Origin of the sequence: Bacteroides clarus (assembly GCF_015555825.1) — a bacterium.
Classification (GTDB): domain Bacteria; phylum Bacteroidota; class Bacteroidia; order Bacteroidales; family Bacteroidaceae; genus Bacteroides; species Bacteroides clarus.
The window spans coordinates 78,561-103,708 of sequence record NZ_JADNLF010000014.1 but is presented as its reverse complement, the minus strand read 5'-3'; the positions used below and the strand labels follow the sequence as shown (position 1 = coordinate 103,708).

Here is a 25,148-nt window from a genome sequence, read left to right as displayed (position 1 = left end):
TTAATCAAATCATCATATGGAAACAACAGCGAAAAATAACACGTCGGGCACACACCAGGAGAAAGCCAAGAAACTGCGCAAGCTGCGCCGTTGGCAAATCGCGGTCAGCCTGCTGGGAGCGGCAATCGTAGTTTGGGGAGTGATAGAGGTTGTTTGCCTCTTCCTTGATTATAAACAGACAGAGGTCAGCAATGATGCGCAGATAGAACAGTATATCTCTCCCATCAACCTGCGTGCATCGGGTTATATCAAGAAGATTTATTTCACCGAGCATCAGGAAGTACGCAAAGGCGACACGTTGCTTGTACTGGACGACCGCGAATATAAGATACGCGTAATGGAAGCCGAAGCCGCGCTGAAAGATGCGCAAGCCGGGGCTACCGTAATCGGGGCTACACTGCAAACCACGCAGACCACCGCCTCTGTATACGACGCTTCCATCTCCGAAATAGAAATCCGCCTCGCCAAACTGGAGAAAGACCGCCAACGTTACCAGAATCTGGTACAGAGAAACGCGGCTACCCCTATACAACTCGAGCAGATAGAAACGGAATACGAAGCTACCCGCAAAAAGCTGGAAGCTACAAAACGGCAACAGAAAGCAGCCTTATCGGGCGTAAACGAGGTATCACACCGCCGCGAAAGTACGGAAGCCGCCATTCAGCGGGCAACGGCCGCTTTGGAGATGGCACGCCTGAACCTCTCCTACACCGTAGTGACAGCTCCCTGCGACGGCAAATTGGGACGCCGTACCTTGGAAGAAGGCCAGTTCATTACAGCCGGGCAAACCATCACCTACATTCTGCCCGACACTCAAAAATGGATTGTCGCCAACTACAAAGAGACACAAGTGGAGAACCTGCGTATAGGACAAGAGGTAGCCATCACCGTAGACGCCATCAGTGACAAGGAGTTTACAGGAACCATCACCGCCATTTCCGGTGCGACGGGTTCCAAATACTCATTGGTGCCCACCGACAACTCCGCCGGAAACTTCGTAAAGATACAGCAACGCATACCCGTACGCATCGACTTCACCCATCTGTCCAAAGAGGAGAACGGGAAACTTGCGGCCGGCATGATGGTAATAGTAAAAGCCAAACTCTGATTCTCAACGATTAATCATTAAGGAAATGCCCTCATACCCCAAGAACTATCCTTTCTATAACTGGGTGCCCAAACCGATAGGCATCATCATCCTGTTAGTGTTCTTCCTGCCTATTCTTACGGTAGGCGGAACCTACTCCGCCAACGGTACGGAAATGATGAGCGGCCTGGGTATCATATCCGAACATATCCAGTTTGCCAACTTCGCCACGTCCATAGGTATGGCGGCATTCTGCCCTTTCCTGTACCGGCTGGTATGCATACGCAGGGAGAAGATGATGTGCATCGCAGGATTCTCGCTGATGTATATCTTCAGTTATATCTGCGCCAAGACGGACAGCATATTCCTATTGGCATTGTGCAGTCTGTTCATGGGATTCCTGCGCATGGTGCTGATGATGGTCAACCTGTTCACTCTCATCAAATATGCGGGGCATGTGGAAGCAACCGAGAAAATTACCCCCGGCAACGAACCCGCTACCGGCGAAGGCTGGGACAAGCTGGATATCGAACGAAGCGCCGCGCAGCCTGCCATTTATCTGTTTTTCATGGTACTGGGACAGTTGGGTACATCGCTCACCGCATGGCTCACTTACGAATACGAATGGCAATACGTTTATTACTTCATGATGGGACTGTTGCTGCTTTGCATCCTTATTTCGTTTGTCACGATGCCTTATCATAAATATGCCACCCGCCGTTTTCCCATTAACTTCAAGCAGTTCGGCAATGCCTCCATTTTCTGCATCACACTGATGTGCATCACTTATGTGCTGACCTATGGCAAGGTTCTCGACTGGTATGACGACCCTACCATCCGTTGGGCAACGGTAGGAGCTGTGGTCGCGGGCATCCTGTTCGTCTATATAGAAGCAACCCGGCGCAATCCCTATTATCAGTTCGATGTACTCAAGCTGCGTACCATCCGCTTCGGATTCCTGTTCTACTTTCTGCTAATGGTGCTGAACTCCAGCTCTCTGTTTGTCAACGTATTTACAGGCATAGGAATGAAATTGGACAACTACCAAAACGCTACGCTGGGCAATTGGTCTATGTTAGGCTACTTTATCGGCGGTATCGCAACAATCTGGCTCAGCGTAAAAGGAGTGCACTTCAAATACCTCTTTGCCGCCGGATTCCTGTTTTTGGGATTATCCGCCATGTTTATGTATTTCGAGGTACAGGACGCGGGATTATACGAACGGATGAAATATCCCGTCATTATCCGCTCCACGGGTATGATGCTCCTATACTCGCTGATACCGACTTTTGCCACCCAGCGTATGCCCTACAAGTTCCTGTCCTCGTGGATTTGCACGATGCTTACCGTACGCATGGTGCTCGCTCCCTGCATCGGAACCGCCTTATATAGTAATGTGTTGCAGGAACGGCAGCAATACTACATCACCCGTTATGCGCAGAATGTGGATATGATGCATCCCGAAGCGTCCGCCTCATTTACGCAAACCGTGCAAGGAATGCAATATCAAGGAAAAAGCAAACAGGAAGCCGTCCACATGGCAGCCATGTCCGCTAAAGGACGCATTCAGGTGCAGGCCACCTTATCGGCGGTCAAGGAAATGGCGGGTTGGACGCTGTACGCCTGCCTTTTTTGCATGATATTTGTCGTGATACTGCCCTATCCTAAACGGAAATTATTAACTTAGCGCTGTTTTCAAACGAAACCTGTAATCTCTATCATCATGGATACCCGGCAAGAACGTTTATCGCACCTTGACAATGCGCTATCAAGCAAACAACAAATTTGCAGTTCGGAAGGCGTGCTCCGCTCTTTTCCGTCTGCTTTGCAAAGCCCGTTTATGATAGACGGGGTGGGACTGGTGATTTGCCGCCGGGGAAGTTTTACCTTCATCCTCAATCAGAAATCGTTTTCCGCCAAAGACGGCGATACGCTCTTTCTTCCGAAAGACTCCCTGTTTCAAGTACTGTACGCATCCGACGACGTGGAAGTAGTCATCTTCATTTATCAGACCGATCCCATACGGGATATTATGGGAAATTCGATAGTATCCATGAACCTGTATTCACATTTGGCCACCGAACCGTGCTATGTATGGAACACCGGAGAGGAAGAAGAGGTCTTGAAATACCTGTCGCTACTGGACAATACGCTGAAAATAGAAGAGAACACGTTCAACCGATACGAGCAGAAACTGCTCCTGCTGGCATTGACATACAGGCTTTGTTCGGTCTACACCCGTAAACTCATTGCGGAGAAAGCATCCGTAAGCCACAAGCATGACATCTTTATCCGCCTGGTTCAGTTGATAGAACAATACTATACGAAAGAGCGGGGAGTAGACTTCTATGCGGACAAGCTGTGCCTGTCGCCCAAATATCTTTCGGCTCTGTCCAAGTCTATCTGCGGGTATACGGTACAGGAGTTGGTGTTCAAATCCATCATCCGCAAGAGCATTTCATTGCTCAAGAATACACAGAAGAACGTACAGGAAATCTCCGATTTCTTCAACTTCCCGAACGCATCCTATTTCGGCACTTTCTTCAAAAAACAGACAGGAATGTCGCCCCAACAATACCGCAGAAAATAGGCAAACGGCAAACCGCCACTACGCTTTCAGCCGAATAACGAAACGGCTGCCTTTTCCCAACTCGCTCCGGACAGTCAGCGTGCCTCCATGAGCCTCTACAAAATCTTTGGATATGGAAAGCCCCAAACCGCTTCCCTGCACTTTCGTACCGGGCACGCGGAAGTAGCGGTCGAAGATACTTTGGTGATAACGCGGGTCGATACCTTTGCCGAAGTCCTGCACATAGAGCTCCACAAAATTATCTTCCTGCTTTGCACCGATAACGACACGGCCGTTTTCTTTGGAATAACGAATGGCATTACTCAATAAGTTAGTGAGCACCCATGCTATCTTCTCGCTATCCACAAACAGCTTCGGCATCTTCTCTTCCGGATATTCCACCTCAATCTGGATATTGAACTTATCAGCCTGTACCTGATTCGCCTTGATGGCATACTCTATCAGTTCGATAGGTTTCGTTATCTTCGGTATCATCTGCAACTTGCCGGCTTCCACTTGCGTCATGTTAAGAAGCTCGCCCGTAATACCCAGCAGGCGGTCGGCGTTCTCCCTGATGCTCTTTGAAAGCTGTTCCTGTTCCTCGTTCAAGGCGCCCACACGATTGTCTTCCAAAAGCTGCAGACTCATAAGGATGGCGGAGATAGGGGTTTTCAGCTCATGCGAAATCGTAGAGATAAAGGTTGTTTTCGCCGTATCCAGTTCTTTAAATTCGGTGATATTCTTCAACAGAATAACATCGCCCAGATTATGGGATTCATCCGTATCGGCATCCGTATTCATAATGGTAATATAGGATGCCTGAAAATAGCTTTCCTTATTATCCGCATAAATCTTCAAAGGCTCTTTCTTCTCGCCCGGATTGATTAATTCCCTCACCAGCCGCCGGAGCAGGTCGTTTTTCAGCGACAGTTCCTCGGCAGAACGGCGTATGACATCTTCACGTTTCAGATTCAGTACGGTCAACGCTTCTTTATTGATGAAAAGGATTTCGTGCCCGCGGTTTAAGCCGATAATAGGCTCATGGATGCTGTTTACAATGGCTTCCAGGAACTTTTTGGCAGATAAAATATCATTCAGTGTACTGGTACGATATTCCGTGAGGCGTTCCGCCATGCTGTTAAAGCTATCGGCCACTTCGCGAAATTCTTCGTGCTCGCTCATATCAAGACGCTTTTCATAGTTATGGTTGGCTATTTCGAGGATGCCTTGCGTCAGTTCCCTGATAGGTTTATTTATGGAACGGGGCAACCATACCAGCAGCACGATACTGGCAAGAATGCAAATGCCGCCCGTTACGGAAATCCACAGCAAGGCGCGCTGCAAGCCGGGCATGGCGGCAGGGCTATCCGGCTCCGTAGCCGTCAGTATCTGGAGATTCACAACCGAGAGGGCTACCAGCAGGATTATCATACCTGCGAGAATGCCTACACTGAGTATCAATTTAGTACGAATGTTCATAACGCTCAAGGAATTAAATTTTATGCAAGTATAATCAAATCTATGTTTGCTTGCGCCAGTTCGCTCACAAATTTTCTATATCTCAGCACCATAAACAAAGATTGCGGCAAAGCGAACGAGGGACTACCCATACAAACAGTCGTTATCTGTTTCTCTCTGCAAGCCGTAACGATACTGCCCGGCACGTCTTTGGACTGCACCTGCATAACCTCTCCGCCCAATTCGGTCACCAGTTTGAAATGATTCAGCAGATGCCGCTGATTCGCAAGCGCGATGCGGTCGGCGCTCTCCCGGGGAGTCTGTACATAGAGAGCCACGAATGATGTATTATAACGGGTTGCCAGCCGCGCCGCCTTACGGATAATACGGCGCGGCGTCTTTTCATGGCTGCTGATACACGCCATGAACTTCTCATGCCGTACACCGACACTGGAAACCACCACTTCATTCTCCACTTTTTTCTCCACCCTTAACGCCACTTCTTTCAGAGCCAGCTCACGCAGTTGCAGAATATTTTCCGTCTTGAAGAAGTTGTTCAACGCAAGGGCTACTTTATCCGGCTTGTATATCTTGCCGGCTTTCAGGCGGGTTATCAGTTCTTCCGCCGTCAGGTCGATATTCACCACTTCATCCGCTTCTTCCAGCACACTGTCGGGAATGCGCTCCTTTACCTCGATACCGGAAATACCTTGCACTTCTTCATTAATACTCTCGATATGCTGTATGTTGACGGCGGATATGACATTGATACCCTCATCCAGCAAATCCATTACATCCTGCCAACGTTTCTCATTCCGGCTACCTTCTACATTGGTATGCGCCAGCTCGTCCACAATGACGATTTCCGGATGGATACGGATGATGGCGTCAAGGTCCATTTCCTCGAGTTCCTTGCCCTTATAGAATATCTTACGCCGGGGAATTACGGGCAGTCCGGCCAACACCGCCTCCGTACCGGCGCGTCCATGCGTTTCCACATAGCCGATATTCACGTCTACCCCATTATCCAGCAAGTCATGGGCTTCCTGAAGCATACGATAAGTTTTGCCTACACCGGCAATCATGCCGATGTAGACCTTAAACTTACCGCGACGTGATTTCTTAATCAGGTCGAGGAAATGTTGTACGCTCTCTTCCCTGCTCATGGCTTCAGAGTTATACCGAACACCAGGTGCGCATCTTCCATACGGGGATTCCAAATAGCCTGCGCAAATACCGGTATAGCGAACCTATCCGTTACCTTGATGTCTTTCGTGGCTTTCAGCGCCAGATTGGTTACGGCGAAGCCGCTGTTTGGAACTCCGTAAACACCCGAGCCGGCTTCATAAGGCAGAAAACCGCAAGTGGCATTCAAATCGACGGACTTGATGCTGAACGGATAGTTCAACTCTACATAAGAAGAATAATTCTGTTCTCCCTTCTCATTCTTATCCGCACCGGCAAACATCGTGTACCAGGCTATTGACAGCGGGAACTTCTCCAACGGCAGCGTATAGGCAAGCCCCGCTTCAAAATGATGGGCCGTCTCATGGCTTTTGAAATTAAAGTACTTATTGCTTCCCTGACCTGCCCACCAAAGACTGGCAACGGACAAGGTCAAACCGGAATCACCGAACGTATAAGCTGCCGTCAAATCTATTTCTTTTGCAGCCTCACCGTCCGAGGAGCTTGTTCCGTCAAAATCGGTAGAGCCCCATGCCGTCAACGAAAAGCCACCTATCCCAAATCCTAAAGTCGGCTGGAAGCTAACCCCGGTTTGATAAAAGCCGCGCCACACATAGGAACTGACTAAATCACCCTGTATCTTAAACTCCTGCGCCTGTACCTTGTCCACTCCCATAACACTTGCCGCCAAAGCAGCGATAAAACCTATTACTGTTACTCTTATCCTATTCATATCTTTCATTATTTTCTTATTTTCCATTTGTTTCTTCCAATGCGATATTCAACTTCAACACATTCACTTTCGCCGTACCGAACAACCCCAGCAACGGTTTTTCAACAGCCTTGTCAACGATGCTCCGGACAGTAGCCTCATCCAGTCCTCTCGCCTCAGCCACACGCTTTACCTGTACATAAGCGCTGGCAGGCGTAATGTCAGGGTCAAGACCCGAAGCGCTGGCCGTTACCATTTCGGCGGGAACCTCTTTGCGTTGCAAATAAGGATGATGCAGCAAGAATGTATCTATGCGCGCTTCCACCTCCGCAAGGTATTCTTCGTTTGTAGGACCTTTGTTACTACCAGCCGAACTGCTCGCATCGTAACCGTCACCGGCACAGGAAGGCCGTCCCCAGAAAAAAGTGTCTTCCGTAAACATCTGCCCCACATTGGCGGCGCCCACTACCTTGCCGTTCAGGGTCAAGACCTCGGCATTACCTTTATTCGGTCCTGCAAATTGTGCGAATATCCATAAGACAAGGATATAGAACACGGAAAAGAATACGCAGAAAGCAATGGTTATTTTAACTGATTTCCAAAGAGTTTTCATTTTCTTTCTATTTTAAATTAAAAAAACAAACTGACAAACATATCTATTAACTTGATACCTATGAACGGCGCTATGACACCGCCCAAACCATAAATCAGCAAGTTGCGGCGAAGTAGCGCGCTTGCGCCGATCGGTTTGTACCGGACACCCTTCAATGCCAACGGTATCAGTATGGGGATGATGACGGCATTAAAGATGATAGCCGAAAGAATGGCCGTCTCAGGGCTATGCAACCCCATGATATTCAACGGAGCCAACTGAGGAATGGCCGCCATGAACAGCGCGGGAATAATGGCAAAGTATTTGGCCACATCATTCGCGATGGAGAACGTGGTGAGCGTGCCGCGTGTCATCAGCAACTGCTTGCCTATCTCTACAATTTCAATCAGCTTGGTCGGGTCGTTGTCAAGGTCTACCATATTACCGGCTTCCTTTGCAGCCTGCGTACCGCTATTCATGGCGACACCCACATTTGCCTGCGCCAGCGCGGGGGCGTCATTGGTTCCGTCTCCCATCATGGCAACCAGTTTGCCGGCCTGCTGCTCTTTCCTGATATATTCCATTTTATCCTCCGGCTTTGCTTCGGCGATGAAATCATCCACACCGGCTTTTTCGGCAATGTATTTGGCGGTCAACGGGTTGTCACCGGTTACCATCACCGTCTTCACCCCCATTTTGCGAAGACGCTCAAAGCGCTCCTGAATACCCGGCTTGATGATGTCCTGCAATTCAATGACTCCCAACACCGCTTTATTGACACATACCACCAGCGGAGTACCGCCGTTGCCCGAAATGGCGGCAATCGTTCCTTCCACTTCCTTCGGGAACTTATTCCCCGCGCTTTCCACAATCCGACGAATCGCGTCGAACGCGCCTTTACGTATTTGAGTACCGTCTTGCAGGTCGACACCGGAGCATTTGGTTTCGGCTGTAAACTTAATCATGTGAGCGCCCGCTGTGTTGAGGTCGCGCATACGATGTCCGTTCTCACGTCCCAGCTCGATGATGGATTTCCCTTCCGGGGTTTCATCGGAGAGCGAGGACAGCAGGCAGGCCTCCACAAACACCTTTTCATCAATGCCCGGAGCCGGGTGGAACTTGGTAGCCTTACGATTACCGATAGTGATTGTACCGGTCTTGTCCAGCAGCAACGTATCAATGTCACCGGCGGTCTCAACGGCTTTACCCGACTTTGTAATCACATTGGCACGCAGGGCGCGATCCATACCGGCAATACCGATGGCCGAAAGCAGACCGCCGATGGTTGTCGGTATCAGGCAGACAAATAATGAGAGTATGGCCGCAATGGAGATATACGTACCCGGATGGTCGATAGCGGTATAGTCCGCCATCGGAATCAACGTAATACATACGATTACGAACACCAACGTAAAACCGGCCAATAAGATAGTCAGCGCTATTTCGTTCGGTGTTTTCTTACGGGTGGCGCCCTCTACCAGCGCAATCATCTTGTCGAGGAAACTCTCGCCCTGTTGCTGCGTAACCAACACCTTTATCTTATCCGACAGCACCTTCGTGCCGCCGGTAACGGAGCTTTTATCACCGCCCGCTTCACGGATTACCGGAGCGGACTCACCGGTAATGGCGCTCTCGTCAATAGAAGCCAACCCTTCCACAATCTCTCCATCGGCAGGAATCGTATCGCCGGCTTCGCAAATAAAGAAATCTCCCTTTTTGAGACGCGCGCTGCTGACGGTACGCAACTTACCTTCCACCAAGACCTTGGCGGGAGTTTCCTCACGCGTCTTACGCAGGCTGTCCGCCTGTGCCTTGCCACGGGCTTCGGCAATGGCCTCGGCAAAGTTGGCAAACAATAAAGTTACAAACAATATCACAAACACCAGGAAGTTATAGCCGAACGTCCCATATTCCGATGTTCCCAAAGAGAGGATGCAGACCACCAGCATCACCAGTGTCACCAGCTCCACGGTGAACATTATCGGATTCTTTATCATCACCCGCGGATTCAACTTCACGAATGACTGTTTCAAACTTTCCATTACTTGCTCCTTCTGAAACAAAGAAGCTGATTTTTTATCTTTCATAAACATATCTAATTATTCTTATCTCGTTACAAACTGAAGTGTTCGGCAATGGTACTCAACGCATGTGCCGGGAAGAAAGACAGCGCTGCCACGATAAAGATTACGGCAAAAGTCATTACGGCAAAGGTAAACGTATCGGTTTTCAGCGTACCGGCGCTTTCGGGCACAAACCTCTTCTGCGCCAGCAGACCTGCAATGGCGACCTGTCCCACAATAGGAAGAAAACGGCTCAGAATAAGTACCCATCCGCAGGCATAGTTCCAAAAATAAGTGTTGTCGCCCAAACCTTCGAAACCGGAACCGTTGTTGGCAGCGCACGAGGTAAACTCATAGAACTGCTCGCTCAGTCCGTGGAAACCGGGATTATTCAGCCAACCGCCCTCACTCTCCACAAACCCCGGATGATGCGCAAAGAGATAGCAGGACAAAGCCGTACCCACCAATATCACAAACGGATGAAGCAGCGCGACGATTGTCGCTATTTTCATCTCCCGGGCTTCCACCTTCTTTCCTAAGAATTCCGGTGTACGTCCCACCATCAGTCCGCTGATAAAGACCGCGATAATAATAAACGTATAATAGTTCATCCACCCTACTCCGACACCGCCGAACCAAGTGTTTATCTGCATGTTCAGCATCTCCATCATACCGGACAACGGCATCGTGGAGTCGTGCATACCATTGACGGAACCGTTGGAAGTAACCGTGGTCGTAATGCTCCACAATGCAGTGGCGCCCGCTCCCAAACGGATTTCCTTGCCTTCCATCGCTCCATTGTCCTGTGCGATGCCCATATCATCGATGCGCGGATTACCGTTCATCTCCTGATAGACATTGATACCGACACCCGCCAGATAAGCGCAGAGCATTACGCCGTAAATACTATAAGCCAGTTTCATGCGTTTTGTATAGAAGCCCAACGCAAAAACCATAGCCATAGGTATAATCAGGATAGACCAGCACTCGGCGATATTGGACAAGTAGGTAGGATTTTCCAGCGGATGGGACGAATTTACGCCGAAGTAACCGCCGCCGTTCGTACCCAACTGCTTGATAGGAACGATGGCCGCCACAGGACCTTGTGAAACGGTTTGTTCTTGTCCTTCGAGCGTAGTCACTTCCATCTTACCGTCAAAGCCCATCGGAGTGCCTTGCGTAATAAGGATAAAGCCGACTATCAGGGAAAGCGGCAACAGAATACGCGTGCAACTCAATACAAGAAAGTTCCAGAAGTTACCGATTGTACTCGTTGTTTTACGGCTGATGGACTTCATAATACCTGCCATAGCCGCCATACCTGTCGCTGCGGTAATAAACTGGAAGAGCATGATGACGAACAACTGAGTGAAATACGTCAGTCCGCTCTCACCGGAATAATGCTGCAAGTTGCAGTTTACCATAAAGCTGATGCAGGTATTGAATGCCTGGTCGGGAGTTTGCGGGCCATTACCGTCAGGATTCAACGGCAGCCACCCTTGACTGACCAACAGCACCATTCCCCAAACAAACCAGAACGCATTCAATATCAACAATGCCTTGAGGAACTGCTTCCAGTTCATTTCTTCATCGGGATTAACCCCCACTGCCTTAAATATCAATCTCTCTACCGGTTTCATAAAGTCCGACCATGTCTTCTCTCCTTTATAAACCTTTGCAATATACTTTCCCAGTGGATAAGAAATCACCACCAACAGGAAAATCTGTAAAACTACACCTAAAATTTCCGTATTCATTTCTTTAATCTTTTAGAACTTTTCGGGTCTCACCAGAACATACATCAGGTACCCGAACACTGCAACACCTAATACAAATAATACTGTGTACATAATCTTTTCTCTCCTCTTTAAATCTTCTCAAACCAATCCACACATTTCCAGAATAGCCAGAAAGCGAGAAACCCGCTTAACAGGCAGAAAATAAATGAAATCGTTACTCCCATGTTTTTACTTTGTTAAATTAATATTCATGTTTTACCGCCCTCATAATCGCCAAATGCGTGCCAAAAGAGAAGCTAAAAAGATAAGATTCTGATTTCTAAAGGAATAAAACAAAACAGGGACTTACAGAAAAAGAAAACACCCTTCCAAAATGAAAGGGTGCTTATCAAAATAGAAAAGGAATACTGCATGATTCGGGGTTCATCCGGCGGAACCATTTGTTCCAACGGTTGGGAACGAGAGTTCCCCGGCATGAAACGGAGTGTTTCACGGCATGAAACTTGGCATTTTATTATAACTTATTGTAAATCAGAAGATGATTACAGTACTTAAAAAATGCAGGTAACGATTTAGTAGCAAAAGTTTTGCTTTCGGTTACACAGCTTTGCATAGTTTCAAATAACTCATATACAAATATAGGCACTGTTTGGGATATAACCAAATTTATAAGGATTATTTTTTACAAGTATTTGCATATTAATATTTTACCCAATAATAGGCTTTATAATCAGATGCCTGTTCTTTTAAGAATGACTGAAAATTGTTTCTAATTATTTTTTGTCCTATTTAGAGCTTTCTGTTTTTTGGCGAGATTGTGTCAAACTATAATTGACAACCTCTTATATTTCCTAGAATCAATCCTCCCAAAATAGACTTAAAGCAGAATTTTTATGAGTAATGCAATGTTCATAGAACTTTCTTTGTCGATCCTCATCTTTAACGTATTTGAAACAATCTATAGCCCAAACTTGCTCCGTTCGAAAAACCTCTGCAATATGATTATTATTAAAATAATCTCCCATTACAGTGTTTCGTGGTACGATTTTGTCATTAATCATCCATTTGAAGGGAAAATCCTCGCTTGAATAGGACCATCTTATAATATTATTTTCTGCATATACTATTAAAAGAGGATAATTTCCAATATCTGCAAATCGCAAAGCACAAGCCGTTCTACTTATTTTATATTCAGACCTCAAGCAGTCTATCACCTTGATGCCAAATTTCTTATTCCCAATATCTTTGCGAAAACGTTCTTCAGGCATTAATAAGCAGGCGGCAAAATAATCAGCTTCACGTTCAATAGAAAAATATTGAGCTTTATTGGTAAGAGAAGGATGTGGTTCTAACAATCCATTTTTCAAACCGATTCTATGTGTGTCAATAAAATAATGACCAAGTTCGTGTGCTAAAGTAAATCTTCCTCTATCTGTATCGACTCGGTTACCATTGTATGTATTAATATGAATATAAAACTTCCCATTATCATAAATAGTCATTCCATCAAAAGTATTACTTTCGTAGTTATCATAAAATACATCTAAGTTCTCATCAGCGACAATCCTTTCAAGCGGCGTTATTTTTTCATCGAACTGTAAAACAATATATTCCGCTAATTTCTTAATTTTTAATCTATTCTTCTTCGCGATCATTGTTCTTGCGATGCTTTTTAGTCATTTTATCAAGAATATGTTTAGGAACTTCCTGTCCTTTTCTTGCAACCATTCTCAATCCTTCTATTTCACTTTTCAGTTCATCTGATTTTTTGATATGAAGCACTTTTGTACCGCAAGAACAAATTTTCCCTTCAACTATAGACTTCGCATCAATTGAAACGTCTTTTAATTTGAAGTCATAATCAGCATACAATTTATCAAACCTTGCAAGTTCCAATTCATTTGTCGGAAATAAAAATCCAGTAGAACGGAACCACTCTTCCAAATTCTGATTGTTGATTTTATGTTTATTATTTGTTCCCATTGACTTTGTTTATATAATTATTGACAAGATCTGTTGCCTCTTTTCTATATACTCTGATGGAAGCTTGTGTCAACTCCAATTGTTCTTGTAACTTATTGCTTACAGAACGTGGAATGTTCTTATCTTTATCTGGTTTGTATGCTAAATAAGTGAAATAGATTATTCTATGTTTTAGTGAAAGCCCTTGTAGTACTCTTTCCAGAAAACTTAAATTTTCTTTTAATTCCTTTTGTTTCTCAAGTTCCTCTGGAGCATACACCTTAATGAGTCCGTCCACATTATCAATTAATGACAAATCTTCCTCTTTTGTAGGCTGAGCGCAAGTGTCCCTATTTTTAAAAAGCAATATTTGGGTGAATAGTATTTTATACATCCATAAAAGAATGGCCTTATCAACATTTTTAGTATTTGCTTTTTCCATACTAAAAGTATGAGCGTTTTTCCATACTTTATCAAAAGTACATGTTGCTGCTAAAAAAGCAATAACTTCATTATATTCAAATTTTGAACATAAAACCTCTGATTTTTGTAATATATCTCGTTGATATCGAGCTTGGAATACATAGAAAGCCATTTCTGCCTCATTGGGGAATTCATCTTTGAATGAGATATATTCCAACAATTCAGAACCAGCCATATTCTCAAAATCTATCTTTTTTGTCATTACGTCACTTTTCATATATATACTAAAAGCGTTACTAACGGAATTGGTATATTGTTGAAGGGGATACCAATTATTCTGCAAATATAGGGATATATCATAGAATAACGGGATTTTATCCTAACGGAATTTGTATATAATAAAATGGTGGCGAATAAAATAGATACAGAATGAGCGTAACAAGCATTACTACTAAAAAACAGAATCTCCTATGGGCAGTCTCTGGTGGGAGATGTGAATATGAAGGATGTAATAGGATATTGTACACAGATATATTGACAAAAAAGAAATACAATAGTGCCTATATTGCCCACATAGTAGCGGATAAACCAGATGGCCCAAGAGGTGATACTGTACGTTCCAAACTACTTTGTGATGACATAAGCAATTTGATGTTATTATGTAATGAGCATCATAATTTAATAGATAAGGTGGACATAGAAGGACACCCTGAATCCCGGTTATTAGTTATGAAACATCAACATGAAGAACGTATTAGACGAATAACGGACATAGTCCCCAATATGTCCAGTGAAATAATCTTATATGGAGCGAATATAGGGAGCAACAATTCTCCCTTATCTTACCAATCTGCATGTGAAGCATTGTTATATGATTATTACCCGGCAAGCGATAATGCCATAGAATTAAGAATGAAGAATGTGCCGTTTACGGATGACACTGATACTTATTGGGTGATAGAAGAAGCTAATCTTTGTGAACAGTTTAAGCTACAAATAAAGCCACGATTGATGCAAGGAAATACCGATCATTATTCTGTATTTGCACTCGCACCGCAGCCGCTACTTATAAAATTGGGAGTTTTATTGAACGATTTGAATGATGTAAAAGTATATCAAAAACACAGGGAACCTTCTACGTGGAAGTGGCAGTCGATGATATCCAATGATATAGAATATGTTCTAAATGAACCTGCTAATAAAACGAAGATTCCCGTACTCGTATTTAGTTTGAGTGCAACAGTGACACATGATAGAATACAAAAGGCTCTTGGAAAAAATACAAGTATATGGGAAATCACAATATGTGGTACACCTAACAATGATTTCTTAAAAACAGAAGCATTATTATCTGATTTTCGTCGTACGGTTAGAAATGCTTTTAACAAAATCAAATTCCATCATGGTTGTACGGAATTACATGTTTTTCCAGCTATGCCAGTATCGGCATCTGTTGAATTGGGTAGAGTGTGGATGCCCAAAGTTGATATGCCTATGATAATCTATGATGCGAATAAGTTAAAAAACGATTTTTACAAGACAATAACAATAGAATAAACAGATATGCTGACACAAGAAGAAAAAAAACAATTCAGTGAAATTTTAGAAACACTCGGCGAAACATTGGACATCACAGAAACCCAATATAACACCGCAGTTAGTAGTTATGGTGCAGTAGGAGAATGGCTGGCAAAGCCCGAATCATCGCTTGCTCCATATAAACCGGTCATTCGCCCGCAAGGCTCATTCTTGCTTGGAACAATGATCAAACCTATTTGTGAAGATGATGATTTGGATATTGACTTAGTATGTGAACTGACGGGAAAAAATCCACAGTGGACACAATATCATCTCAAACAAGTGATCGGAAATAGACTTAAAGCAAATGAGACTTACAAGAATATGCTTGACAGAGAAGGGCGAAGATGTTGGACGTTGATGTATTCTGATAGTGCCAATTATCATATGGATATACTTCCAAGCCTTGTTTGCAGTGGATATAATATTGTATTTGAAAAAGCCTTTTCAGATACGGAATTGGAGAAAGATTACGAATCATTGGCAATACGTATAACAGACAATAAACAAAACAACTATTACACCGATACAATTGCTGAAAACTGGATGAAAAGCAACCCATTCGGTTATGGTCGATGGTTTTTCAATGCAGCTAATGTTGTCTCATTACATAAATCTATAATGTTGGCAGAAGCTGTAAGTCCTGTTCCGAAATATAATAAAGAGAAGTTACCGCTTCAGCGGGTTATTCAAATTCTGAAAAGACATCGTGATATAATGTTTAACGGAGATGAAGATAAACCTATATCCATTATTATTACAACTTTAGCTTCAAGGGCATACAATAAAGAAACGTCTATCATAGATGCATTGACGAATGTGATTATCAATATGCCGAATTATATTGAGAGTCGCTATGACTCAAGCATAGGCAGAACTGTTAAATGGATTCCAAATCCGGTGAATCCTGAAGAGAACTTTGCAGACAAATGGGTAGAACATCCACAGCGAGAAAAGAACTTTTATAAGTGGCTCAATCAGGTTGAACAAGACATTCAAACTATAATTCAACAACGGGGATTGTATAATATTTCTGAATCTATGGAAAAGCCATTTGGCGAAAAAATTGTAACAAAAATTTTTTCAGAATTAGGCAGGAAAAATTTTAATCTTCGGGAAAATGGAGTATTAAAAATGGCAACAGGTACAGGGATTCTTAGTACAGCTGGTAGCGTTACCGCTGCTGCACATAATTTTCATGGTAATGATTAAAAGACAAGAAATTTCACTAATGATACAAGCTCTTAAACTTCAGTCTTACTTCCCTGATTCTAAGTATTCAATCAGGTCAAATACTCTTGTTTGGAAAGGCTACATACAACCCACCTACTTGAGTCCCAGATATCTTATTAAAGTTGTTTACCACCGGGAAAGCCATCCTAATGTCTATGTTTTAGCTCCAAAACCTTTGACATTAGCCAAAGGGGAAACGAGACTTAAGCATGTGTATAACACAGAAAAACAACACCTGTGTATATATTATAAAAGGGCAAAAGAATGGGATGAGTCTCAATTTATTGCAGATACAATTATTCCTTGGACAAGTGAATGGTTACTTCATTATGAAATCTGGGTTGCCACAGGTATTTGGCATGGTGGTGGAATACATTAAAACTATAAAAAATATGAATAATAAAATTTTAGCTGTTATTTTTTCTTCGTTATTGCTGGTGTCGTGTGCCTCAATACCCAAAGAAACCGTAACCCTGTCGAAAACGATAGGTTCGGATTTGCAAATTTTGCATAATTCTCAGCGTAATATGGTACAACTGTATTATAACGGAATAAAGCATAACATAAATGCTTTCATCGACGATGTGTATGCTCCGTTTATCATCCATCATGTTTTAGAAATAGAGCTGAATAAGTATAAAAGAGGTGAATCGTCGATATACGGAATTATAGAAAATGCCGGGAAAAAAGGTGGTAAAGATGAGACGGAAGAAGCCTTGAATGTTATGTTGGAATTTCAAGAGGCAGCGAATCAACAAATAAATGCGAAAAAAGATGAATTGCTTTCTCCGATACTACAGCAAGAAAGAGAAGTATTGAGTGCAATAGACCAATCCTATCAAAATACGATATATGCCAATACAACTCTAACTGCTTATCTTGTATCAGTTCGTAAAGTCAAAGAAAGCCAAAACGAAGCACTTTCCATTGCTGGTCTTAATGGTTTAGATACTATAGTTACCAATCAATTGGTCGAGTTGTTAAGTTTTGTAGATATGATTCTTGATAAAGGGGAAAAGATTAACATTAAAAGTGACAAAGCCCAACAGCAAATCGAAGATATAACAAATAAAATCAAAGAATTAACCAATAAAATAACAAAATGAAAACAAACAGATTTTCTGAATCATTTGCCAATGCAGATGCAGTGTTTAACGGCATGTATAGTGCTGAACTAAGACAGTTAAAAGGATTATCAAAGGAGGAAATTAATGCAATCGTATCTGCATCAAACAGTATGCAAACCTATCAAGCATTAGTGGAAGTTGTAGAGAAAGCCTCCAAAGATAATTTGGCACAAGCCCAACTTATATCGAAAATAAAAAGTTTAGGTACTTCAGCGATTAAATTAGCCAAGAAAATTCCTAGCTGGGCTGCATTGTTTTAATATTAAACAGGTATAAGGAAATTCGCTATTTAAGAACAATTTTCGACAGAAATCAACCTGCATTATTTGGATTGGAAATAAAACTTTAAGGTAATGGCTAAAAAAGTTACTGGTAAAGCAGCTGCTAGTGCCACTTCAAAAGCATTAAGAGACGGACGGGTAAGTGCCACAAGCAAAACCGCCGCAGAAAGTGCACTTTCTCAAAGAGAAAAAGATGAAAAGAGAAAATAAGCAGAAAAGCAAAGAGCGTAGAGAGTTTTTGAACCTACGCTCTTTTAATATTTACCATCTTTCCATAGACATTAAATTGAACTATCTCATAAAACTTGTGTACATCTGTGGACCTGCTTCATATCAATATGAATATAATGGAAAGTATATCTGACCATAGATATTGATATATCACTATTTATCACTGATTAGTAACTTAGACTTTACATAATTTATTAGTTTCCACAACCAGTGCCATTTGTATATAGGCATCCGCTTTTTTGTAAGAATATCCTTCTGGGAAAGATTCAATGAGATATGAATGACCGGCTTACTAATGTGCGAATTGAGTGCAACGTAAGGTTTGAAAGTCTGCACTCAATTCGCACATTACTGGAAGTGTCCACCGCTATTTTCGGATATCATAAGACCTTTACCGTACCGTCATCCTCCTTTTTTATTATAGGCAGCCACCCCGTAGGAGAAACTGCCCGATATGATATTCAGCACCATGAACATTATTCCTTTTTAGTAAGATACTCCTTTTCGTACCGTTTTGTAAGTTCAATAACCTGCCTGCATATTTCTTCCAGCTTACGGGTTTCTTCGGCGAGTTTATAGAGAAATGCAAGCGATTTCTTCTCCCCGTAAATGGTATGGATGATCTTTACACATTGGTTATAGTTATTTCCTATCCTGCGGAATTGCTGATAGAAAGCGGTAAGCTGGGCGTAATACTCCTGAGCTTCCTTGTCAATCTTCACCACCTTGAACTCTCAGCCAAAGATGCGGGCGAAGATAAATTCGGCCTTGTTCTTCATACCCGATTGTTCAAACATCGTGAGGAATTTTTCATTTTCCTCACTGCTCAACCGCACAGAGTGGCGATGCACCCGTGGGTCAGCGAGCACTTTGTGTCCCGCTTTGTTTCTTACAAGCATTCTTTTCTTCATGACATGAATATTTTTAAAAGGTTCGACTTGGGAGAACCGCCCTCCCCGAAAGGTCTTTCGGGCGAGACTTTGAGGGCCTAAACTTCAAGTGAGGGCCTCAAAGTACACCTCGCTATATGCTGACGCATATAAAAATCCGGCCCAGCCGGATTATAGGTCTAAAGGATTTGTCTTACGTTCTCTTCCGAGAACGGGCTGCGTTCTCCCGGCGACAAAGGTAGATAGTTTTTTCTGTCCGAGCATTATAGCAGTTCCCGCCAACAACCGCCAATAAATGACTTTGGAATTATGAATAGCTCTCTTGAGGTTTATTTGCAGCCGGATAGTCATTCAGCTACTTATTCGGATAGGTGAAAAAACGGTTATCCGAATAAATGTCCGGGTAGTTTTCTTTTTGAAGAGCTATTCGATTAAGGATGTTTTCAGACAAGTATTCATAAGGCTGCCTATCCGCTTATACAGCCATACATATATAATGATGTATAGGCAAACAGATGTTCGGATAGATGAATAGGAGAACGGATTATTAAGCGGATGCTTACATAGATAACCGGATAGCTATATAGCTGAATAGACAGATAGCTTTGTAGCTAAATAGCTATCAAACAAAACGGATAAGTGGACAGATTTCTGTCTGCCTGACTAAACAGCTAAAGGCTGTTCTTATATGTTATCATTCAACCATTTCTAATCTTATAACTTTCTTGATATTCTATTCAACTGCGTAAGAATATTAAAAGTCGGGCAATCCCATAAGGACGGCCCGACTTTTTAATACGGTCACTTGTCAGGTGTAGGGTGTGGCAGGTCAGTCCACCGGTTCTCCGCCATAGCACAGACGGCAGATGTCACTATGGATTTCATGCATGATGTGCTCCTGCATCCGTTTGCTGATGCGGCGGTTCTTGGAACGCATGAACAGTCTGTTTTCTATCAGACTGCAAAACTTCGTACCTTCCTTGTCCACGATACAGAGTATCTGGTTCTCAAGGAAAAAATCCATGTCTGTGGAGTATTCCACATTCGGGGAGATTCTTATGTATTTCATATATTCACGGTTGGGATGATAATTACGGTGGCGGTGTGGGTGGGGTCGTCCGCCCTTTGTTCTTTCAATACGGAAAAAATATGTGCCGGATAATAGTCCCGGCACATAAAATAGCTACTCGCATACGAACAGTTCATCCGCATTCTTTCCCGATAAACGGATAAGCCTGTCTTCGTGTTTATCGTATAGCTTGTTAAATTCATCCTGATACTTTGAACGATATGTTCCTCTTTCAGTCATCAGCTGTTCGGGCAATTTCCCGTACTTGTCTATCAGTTCCTTTTCTGCCAAAGAACACGCAAATTGTTTGATGGTATCAATTATTTCCTCTTTCTCCATAATGTTACAATCTTATAGGGTTACATAAAAAATCGGATCGGGTATTGAAAGGTGAAATTTTTCACCTTTCAATACTATACATTCAAGCGGCCTTATCGTCATGGGGCAATGCAGGGGAAACTTTTTGCTTTTCATCCTTTTTCACTGCCGCCTTTTCCGCTTTCTTCATCTCCTTTATCCTCTCTCCCAAACGTTCGTGCCTTTTCTGATATTCTTCCTCGTGGGTGGCTTTGGCAAGTCCGTACTGGTCGGGGAAGTGCATGTTTGCGAAGTCCCTCAGTAGCTTGGATGCGTTATTGTCTCCGTAGCCGTCCTCGCAGAGGGAGTGGATGATGAAATCGCGTTTGATGACCGTCCTTTGTGCATCCGTCAGTTTGGCTACAATCTTCATCCGCTGTTTCTCGTCCAACGATATCGGCTGGTCTTTGATGCCGCAAAGCGGATAATGCTTCCTTTGCAGTTTGGTCAGCATGATGAAATAAAGCATTCCGTTCTCGTATTGCGTAAACGGACTTTCGGGATAGTCATTCTCACGGACTATCTTTCTCGTATCGGCAACAATCTTCTCGGTGGAGAGTTGTTTGAAACGCTTGTCCCGCTCCTGCAATGTCTCAATGGTAACGGGGGCGGTTTCCTTCCTGTTTATCTCCACATAGCAAAGTTCGGGTTCTGTCTGTCCCACTTTAACGTACGTCTTTATCCTGCCCTCTTCCTTTTTACGGTTGAGTTCTTCCACCTTTCGGGCGTATTCCTCGTTGTTCTGTTCAAAGGTCTGTACCGCTTGTTCATACTCTGTCGGTTCGAAGAACCGCTCCTTTTGCGGTGCTTCGGGTGCTTTGGGAAATTCCCTTGCCGATACGTTGTAATCGAGTTCTTTGATTTCATGCCCTTTCTTGTCTAATTTTTGGAGTGCCGTGTCGTTACGGCTTCCGTAATAAGGTCGGGCGATCACCAGCTTCGGATCGGATTTCAACAGTTTCTCCGTTTCCTTTGCCACATGCGCTGCGTTCTTGGCTTCCAAACATTTGCGGTTGGTGCAATGTCCGCACCCGTTGTGTTCGGCAAAAAGGTTGTAGTTGGCTGCGTTGTGTGCACACGCCTTGCATTCCGTCTTGTCGAACTTGTATTGTTCAAGGTCGGTTGTGTAATATTTCTCAAAATGTTTCTTGAACAGATTGAGCGTGTAACCGCTCCAATCGTCCCTATTGCCCTGCTTCAGGTGGTTCTCGTACACGTCCTTTTGGATGTTGGCTTCATAGGTGCTTATTTCCTCGGCCACACTGACGGTGATTGTCCCGTTATCCAGCAGTTCACCGATAGGCGCATACAATTCGTTCAGTTTCAAGCGTGTATAGATATACTTCTCGCTCCGTCCGAAGCGGCTGACGAGTGAGTACATGTCGTACCTGCCCTTTTCAAGCAGGCGTTTGAAGGCTCTCGCTTCCTCGGTGGGGCGTACCTGCTCACGCTGTAAGTTCTCGCTCAGTGACATGTCCTCCGCTTCATCGTCCGTTATATGGTCGTATATGGTTGCCTTTATCGTCTTTGCTCCTGCAAGCAGTGAGGCACGGTAGCGGCGTTCGCCGTAGATGATTTCGTAACCGCCTGCCGTGCGTGGACGTACGGCAATGGCCTGCAAGACTCCCACTTCCCGAATGCTGTCGGCAAGTTCCTGCAAGGATGTGTCATTGAAGGTCTTGCGGTGGTTGTCCGCACTTGGGTGTACGGCTGTGATGTCAAGGTCTGTTTCAGCCGTTGCCGTTGCAAGCGGTGTCTTGGGCGTGGCTTGCTGCGGTGTTTCTTCCACAACGGTGGGAACGGTTGCCGTTTCGGGTGCTTCCGTCACTCCGGCAGTTGTGGGTATGTCCTGCCCACAGATTAACGTCATTGGCTTGGGGATGATTGCCAAAGCGGTTACCTTTACTGCCGTTTCTTTCTCTGATTTCTGAACTTTGTTGTTCTTCCGTGCATTCTTGTTCGTTTTCATAACTATAATTTTTTAATGGGTTGATATTGATTGAATTACTTTCGATAGGCAGGGCGGTTTGTTCCGCCCTGCCTTTTACGTCTCTATACGTTGGCATACGTTGCGAGTGTCTCACGTACTTTCTGTTCCTGCTTCCTGCTGTATATCCATCCTGCACGCCTTTCACCGTTATAGGTGAGGTTCGCACGGAACAGACCGTTCAAGCCTTTCAAAACGTCCTTTATCGGCTTGGTGTCCCCGAATACGGCTATCGCCTTTTCGCTGTATTCCACAATTTCAAGATTGAGCGTTGAGAGGTCTGCGGATGTTGTCGGCTGTGCTTCGGTTTCCCTTTGCGGTGCTTTCAGACAAATGTTGGCTTCACTCCCTGCGGTGTAGGCGTATCGCTCAATGAACTTTTCAAGGTCGTAAATCCGCTCTTTTGAAATCGTCCAACCGCTGTACTTGTTGCGTCCCAAATACATGCCGTCCCCCATGCTGTAATTTTCACGGTGTTCGTACTCCTTGTCGTTCCCTGCCAGATAAGCCGTTCCCTCAAAATTGGCGGCATATTTGCGCATTTCGGAAAAGAGGTTTCGTGTATGGGTGGAAAAACCTAAAATCACGGTTCTTTCTATACGGTAGTCGTAGTAGTCCGTATAGCTGTCACACTCGCTCACCCGTAGTTCACCGACAATGACGGCTTTCGCATCCGATGGGATAAGGGGGCGCAAGCGTTCCGCTCCGATTTTTGCGGTGTGTTCGTTCCTCTGCCGTTCTTCCTCCGCTTTTCTGTCATCCTCCGTTTTCTTCTCCCTCGCTTTGGTAAGCAGGGCGGCTGTTTCCAACGGATCCAAAAACTTGGGGTTCGCATCGTCATAATACATGCCTATCCCGAATTTTTCCGACAAGGGTCGGATAAGGTCGGAAGTATGAAACTCGTGTGTCCGCAAATTGATAAGATGATAGGTTATTCCCCACTGGCTGCGGCTTACTTCATACACTACATAGCTGTCGTAGCTGTAACCTTCCAGCATTACCACTTGATTGACTGAAACGGTCTGTTCGTCTCTGTCATAGCTTCTGTTCGCTCCCAATAAATGTACTTTGTTCATAATGAATTGTTTTAATGATTAATATTTCGGTTCAGAGTATCACGCAAAAAAGGATGATGAAAAGGAGAAGAACGGAAAGGAAAAGGATAGCGGAAAGAATACGCCACACGGCACGGATGAGGAAAAACACCACCGCCAAAACTACCAACGTGGGCAGAATACCGCCTAAACCCGTCGCCACACCACCGACGAAGGCACACACGAAACGCACCGCCACATACACCATGAAACCGACCAGCGACCACTTCACCAAAATTTTTATGCCGGTTGGAGCGGAGCCGAAGCCTCGTTTCAAATCTTGCTGTATTTCTGTTCTCTTTTTCATAACATTGACTTTTTTTTTATGCCTTGTCGGTGGCTTCACCTTGCTCGTTTCAGGGGGCAGATTTTTAGGGGCCCCGGACGTAACTTCGCACCCTGAATCATGCAAGGGGAAGTCATGACGGGGTAATAAAAATGAGGAAATTGTTATTTGAGGAAAAAGAGATAAGGAAATATAGCAAGATTCGAGAGGATTGCTATCGTCTCAATCAGTATATGACCATTCGCAACATGGTGTTAAGCCCAACCGATTGAAACCGTTTGGATGAGAGTTATTGTATAAGGGAAGACTTCCACGTATGGTTATGTGAGAGGTTGGGGCTGAAATCCCCAGACCTACTCAATCTAAAATCTTAGGTTATTATTTCTTTTTATGCCCTTGTGTCCAGCTTTGCATCCGTTTGGTTAATGCTTCTTTCAATGAATCCAAGAAAGGTGTCTTATTATTACGGATACGCATATCGCTGAATGTACGTGAATGGTTAGAGTCCAATTCAATATTAAAAACGGTCTGGATATAGTCAAAAAGTTTTGCCAAAGGAATATCACCAAAGACTTTACGGCTATCCCAAGCGTAAATTTGTTCATAAAGTTCTGTTTTTGTTGCAACCCACGTGATACGGACGCGAGGTAAAGACTGTTCTAGCCGGCGATTTTCCAATGCTTCAAGTTCCTTATTCAGATATACCATCAACATCTCGTTAGCTTTCAGCCTGGCGACCTTGAAATCACAATTAGTAGAAAACATCGGATCACGTTCGTAATGGAACGATTCCAAATAAAGAGCCGTGTCAATACGTCCTCGCAAATAATAAATTGAATCCAAATGCGTCAAACCTGAACGATAATAACGCACGAAATCCGAACGTTTTGTGTTGTAACGATTGATAGCCTTGATTTCATCAATCAGATAAGCCCGCTGTGAATTTACTCCTACCGGGCGATTCATTTCGATATTATAGACCTTACGATAGTAAAGCAATCGGTAGAACAAACGAGGTTTTATTTCTTTGAAGAACTCTATTTCTTCCGCTTCATCTTTGAATGTATAGGAACCAACAAACTCTTTTACCTGTTGAAAAGCATTAGCTAATACTTGTGAGGCTTCAAGAGACTTCTTCATAATATTCAAGTCCGCGGACTCGATTTTTTTCAATTTCTTTTCAATCTCTTTTTCGAGATTATTGATAAACTCATTCATTTCTAAT

The 25,148-nt window shown here is 43.9% G+C and carries 25 protein-coding genes and 1 pseudogene; 9 read left to right on the top strand and 17 right to left on the bottom strand.

Annotated features, from left to right (window positions below; genetic code table 11):
• Window positions 1-16: 16 nt before the first annotated feature.
• Genes I2F54_RS14455 through I2F54_RS14445 form a run of 3 tightly spaced genes read left to right on the top strand, consistent with a single transcriptional unit; the run spans window position 17 to window position 3,677 of the window.
• The gene (locus I2F54_RS14455; RefSeq protein WP_009122317.1) at window positions 17-1,108 is read left to right on the top strand and encodes an HlyD family secretion protein; all 1,092 of its coding nucleotides are present in this window, start codon (window positions 17-19) and stop codon (window positions 1,106-1,108) included.
• A gap of 25 nt (window positions 1,109-1,133) precedes the next feature.
• The gene (locus tag I2F54_RS14450; RefSeq protein ID WP_009122318.1) at window positions 1,134-2,774 is read left to right on the top strand and encodes an efflux MFS transporter permease; all 1,641 of its coding nucleotides are present in this window, start codon (window positions 1,134-1,136) and stop codon (window positions 2,772-2,774) included.
• A gap of 36 nt (window positions 2,775-2,810) precedes the next feature.
• Window positions 2,811-3,677, top strand: coding sequence for a helix-turn-helix domain-containing protein (locus I2F54_RS14445; protein ID WP_118467618.1), 867 nt, complete (start codon window positions 2,811-2,813; stop codon window positions 3,675-3,677).
• Between the two features lie 18 nt (window positions 3,678-3,695).
• Here I2F54_RS14445 and I2F54_RS14440 read toward each other — a convergent pair whose 3' ends face one another.
• The 10 genes from I2F54_RS14440 to I2F54_RS14395 form a co-directional block, all read right to left on the bottom strand.
• Window positions 3,696-5,135, bottom strand: a complete 1,440-nt coding sequence (locus tag I2F54_RS14440; RefSeq protein WP_009122320.1) for an ATP-binding protein — start codon at window positions 5,133-5,135, stop codon at window positions 3,696-3,698.
• Between the two features lie 20 nt (window positions 5,136-5,155).
• Entirely contained in the window at window positions 5,156-6,280 is a 1,125-nt protein-coding gene (locus tag I2F54_RS14435) for a sensor protein KdpD (RefSeq protein WP_022219355.1), read from the bottom strand.
• Complete coding sequence (locus tag I2F54_RS14430) at window positions 6,277-6,975, bottom strand: hypothetical protein (protein ID WP_394368772.1); 699 nt, start codon at window positions 6,973-6,975, stop codon at window positions 6,277-6,279. Before I2F54_RS14430 ends, I2F54_RS14435 begins: the two co-directional genes overlap by 4 nt.
• A 73-nt stretch (window positions 6,976-7,048) precedes the next feature.
• Entirely contained in the window at window positions 7,049-7,624 is a 576-nt protein-coding gene (locus tag I2F54_RS14425) for a K(+)-transporting ATPase subunit C (RefSeq protein WP_009122323.1), read from the bottom strand.
• 17 nt (window positions 7,625-7,641) lie between these two features.
• Window positions 7,642-9,690 (bottom strand): potassium-transporting ATPase subunit KdpB, encoded by a 2,049-nt coding sequence (gene kdpB, locus I2F54_RS14420; RefSeq protein ID WP_195501598.1) that lies wholly within the window; start codon window positions 9,688-9,690, stop codon window positions 7,642-7,644.
• Window positions 9,691-9,716: 26 nt separating this feature from the next.
• Window positions 9,717-11,423: a potassium-transporting ATPase subunit KdpA gene (gene kdpA / locus I2F54_RS14415; protein WP_022219359.1), complete on the bottom strand. Its 1,707-nt coding sequence runs from the start codon at window positions 11,421-11,423 to the stop codon at window positions 9,717-9,719.
• 12 nt (window positions 11,424-11,435) lie between these two features.
• On the bottom strand, window positions 11,436-11,516 hold the full coding sequence (gene kdpF / locus I2F54_RS16330; protein ID WP_087426886.1) for a K(+)-transporting ATPase subunit F: 81 nt from the start codon (window positions 11,514-11,516) through the stop codon (window positions 11,436-11,438).
• A gap of 746 nt (window positions 11,517-12,262) precedes the next feature.
• Window positions 12,263-13,060 carry an ImmA/IrrE family metallo-endopeptidase gene (locus tag I2F54_RS14405; RefSeq protein WP_195501596.1) on the bottom strand — a complete coding sequence of 266 codons (798 nt, stop codon included), beginning with the start codon at window positions 13,058-13,060 and terminating at the stop codon, window positions 12,263-12,265.
• The gene (locus I2F54_RS14400; RefSeq protein WP_195501594.1) at window positions 13,041-13,388 is read right to left on the bottom strand and encodes a hypothetical protein; all 348 of its coding nucleotides are present in this window, start codon (window positions 13,386-13,388) and stop codon (window positions 13,041-13,043) included. Before I2F54_RS14400 ends, I2F54_RS14405 begins: the two co-directional genes overlap by 20 nt.
• Window positions 13,375-14,052: an RNA polymerase subunit sigma gene (locus I2F54_RS14395; RefSeq protein WP_229097209.1), complete on the bottom strand. Its 678-nt coding sequence runs from the start codon at window positions 14,050-14,052 to the stop codon at window positions 13,375-13,377. The genes I2F54_RS14400 and I2F54_RS14395 overlap by 14 nt, the downstream gene beginning before the upstream one ends.
• Window positions 14,053-14,219: 167 nt before the next feature.
• On the opposite strand from I2F54_RS14395, the gene I2F54_RS14390 reads away from it, so the two are divergent.
• The 6 genes from I2F54_RS14390 to I2F54_RS14365 all read left to right on the top strand — a co-directional run bounded on the left by I2F54_RS14390 (window position 14,220) and on the right by I2F54_RS14365 (window position 18,219).
• Window positions 14,220-15,347, top strand: a complete 1,128-nt coding sequence (locus I2F54_RS14390) for an SAVED domain-containing protein (RefSeq protein WP_195501592.1) — start codon at window positions 14,220-14,222, stop codon at window positions 15,345-15,347.
• A gap of 6 nt (window positions 15,348-15,353) precedes the next feature.
• On the top strand, window positions 15,354-16,580 hold the full coding sequence (locus tag I2F54_RS14385; protein WP_195501590.1) for a nucleotidyltransferase domain-containing protein: 1,227 nt from the start codon (window positions 15,354-15,356) through the stop codon (window positions 16,578-16,580).
• Window positions 16,573-16,980 (top strand): hypothetical protein, encoded by a 408-nt coding sequence (locus I2F54_RS14380; RefSeq protein ID WP_229097208.1) that lies wholly within the window; start codon window positions 16,573-16,575, stop codon window positions 16,978-16,980. The genes I2F54_RS14385 and I2F54_RS14380 overlap by 8 nt, the downstream gene beginning before the upstream one ends.
• Window positions 16,981-16,993: 13 nt before the next feature.
• The gene (locus I2F54_RS14375; RefSeq protein WP_195501589.1) at window positions 16,994-17,707 is read left to right on the top strand and encodes a hypothetical protein; all 714 of its coding nucleotides are present in this window, start codon (window positions 16,994-16,996) and stop codon (window positions 17,705-17,707) included.
• A complete protein-coding gene (locus I2F54_RS14370; protein WP_195501587.1) occupies window positions 17,704-17,988 on the top strand; it encodes a hypothetical protein in 285 nt (94 codons plus the stop codon). The genes I2F54_RS14375 and I2F54_RS14370 overlap by 4 nt, the downstream gene beginning before the upstream one ends.
• A gap of 93 nt (window positions 17,989-18,081) precedes the next feature.
• Entirely contained in the window at window positions 18,082-18,219 is a 138-nt protein-coding gene (locus I2F54_RS14365) for a hypothetical protein (RefSeq protein WP_195501585.1), read from the top strand.
• Window positions 18,220-18,716: 497 nt separating this feature from the next.
• Here the strand turns inward: I2F54_RS14365 and mobA are convergent.
• The 7 genes and pseudogenes from mobA to I2F54_RS14325 form a co-directional block, all read right to left on the bottom strand.
• A pseudogene (gene mobA, locus I2F54_RS16230) lies at window positions 18,717-19,139 on the bottom strand (conjugal transfer protein MobA).
• A gap of 820 nt (window positions 19,140-19,959) precedes the next feature.
• On the bottom strand, window positions 19,960-20,199 hold the full coding sequence (locus tag I2F54_RS14350; RefSeq protein ID WP_195501583.1) for a hypothetical protein: 240 nt from the start codon (window positions 20,197-20,199) through the stop codon (window positions 19,960-19,962).
• A 114-nt stretch (window positions 20,200-20,313) separates the two neighbouring features.
• The gene (locus tag I2F54_RS14345; protein WP_195501581.1) at window positions 20,314-20,538 is read right to left on the bottom strand and encodes a hypothetical protein; all 225 of its coding nucleotides are present in this window, start codon (window positions 20,536-20,538) and stop codon (window positions 20,314-20,316) included.
• Window positions 20,539-20,620: 82 nt separating this feature from the next.
• Window positions 20,621-22,525 (bottom strand): ParB/RepB/Spo0J family partition protein, encoded by a 1,905-nt coding sequence (locus I2F54_RS14340; RefSeq protein WP_195501579.1) that lies wholly within the window; start codon window positions 22,523-22,525, stop codon window positions 20,621-20,623.
• A gap of 83 nt (window positions 22,526-22,608) precedes the next feature.
• Complete coding sequence (locus tag I2F54_RS14335; protein ID WP_195501576.1) at window positions 22,609-23,619, bottom strand: fusion protein; 1,011 nt, start codon at window positions 23,617-23,619, stop codon at window positions 22,609-22,611.
• 31 nt (window positions 23,620-23,650) lie between these two features.
• Window positions 23,651-23,944: a hypothetical protein gene (locus I2F54_RS14330; protein WP_195501575.1), complete on the bottom strand. Its 294-nt coding sequence runs from the start codon at window positions 23,942-23,944 to the stop codon at window positions 23,651-23,653.
• 357 nt (window positions 23,945-24,301) lie between these two features.
• Entirely contained in the window at window positions 24,302-25,141 is an 840-nt protein-coding gene (locus tag I2F54_RS14325; RefSeq protein ID WP_195501573.1) for an RteC domain-containing protein, read from the bottom strand.
• Window positions 25,142-25,148 lie beyond the last annotated feature (7 nt).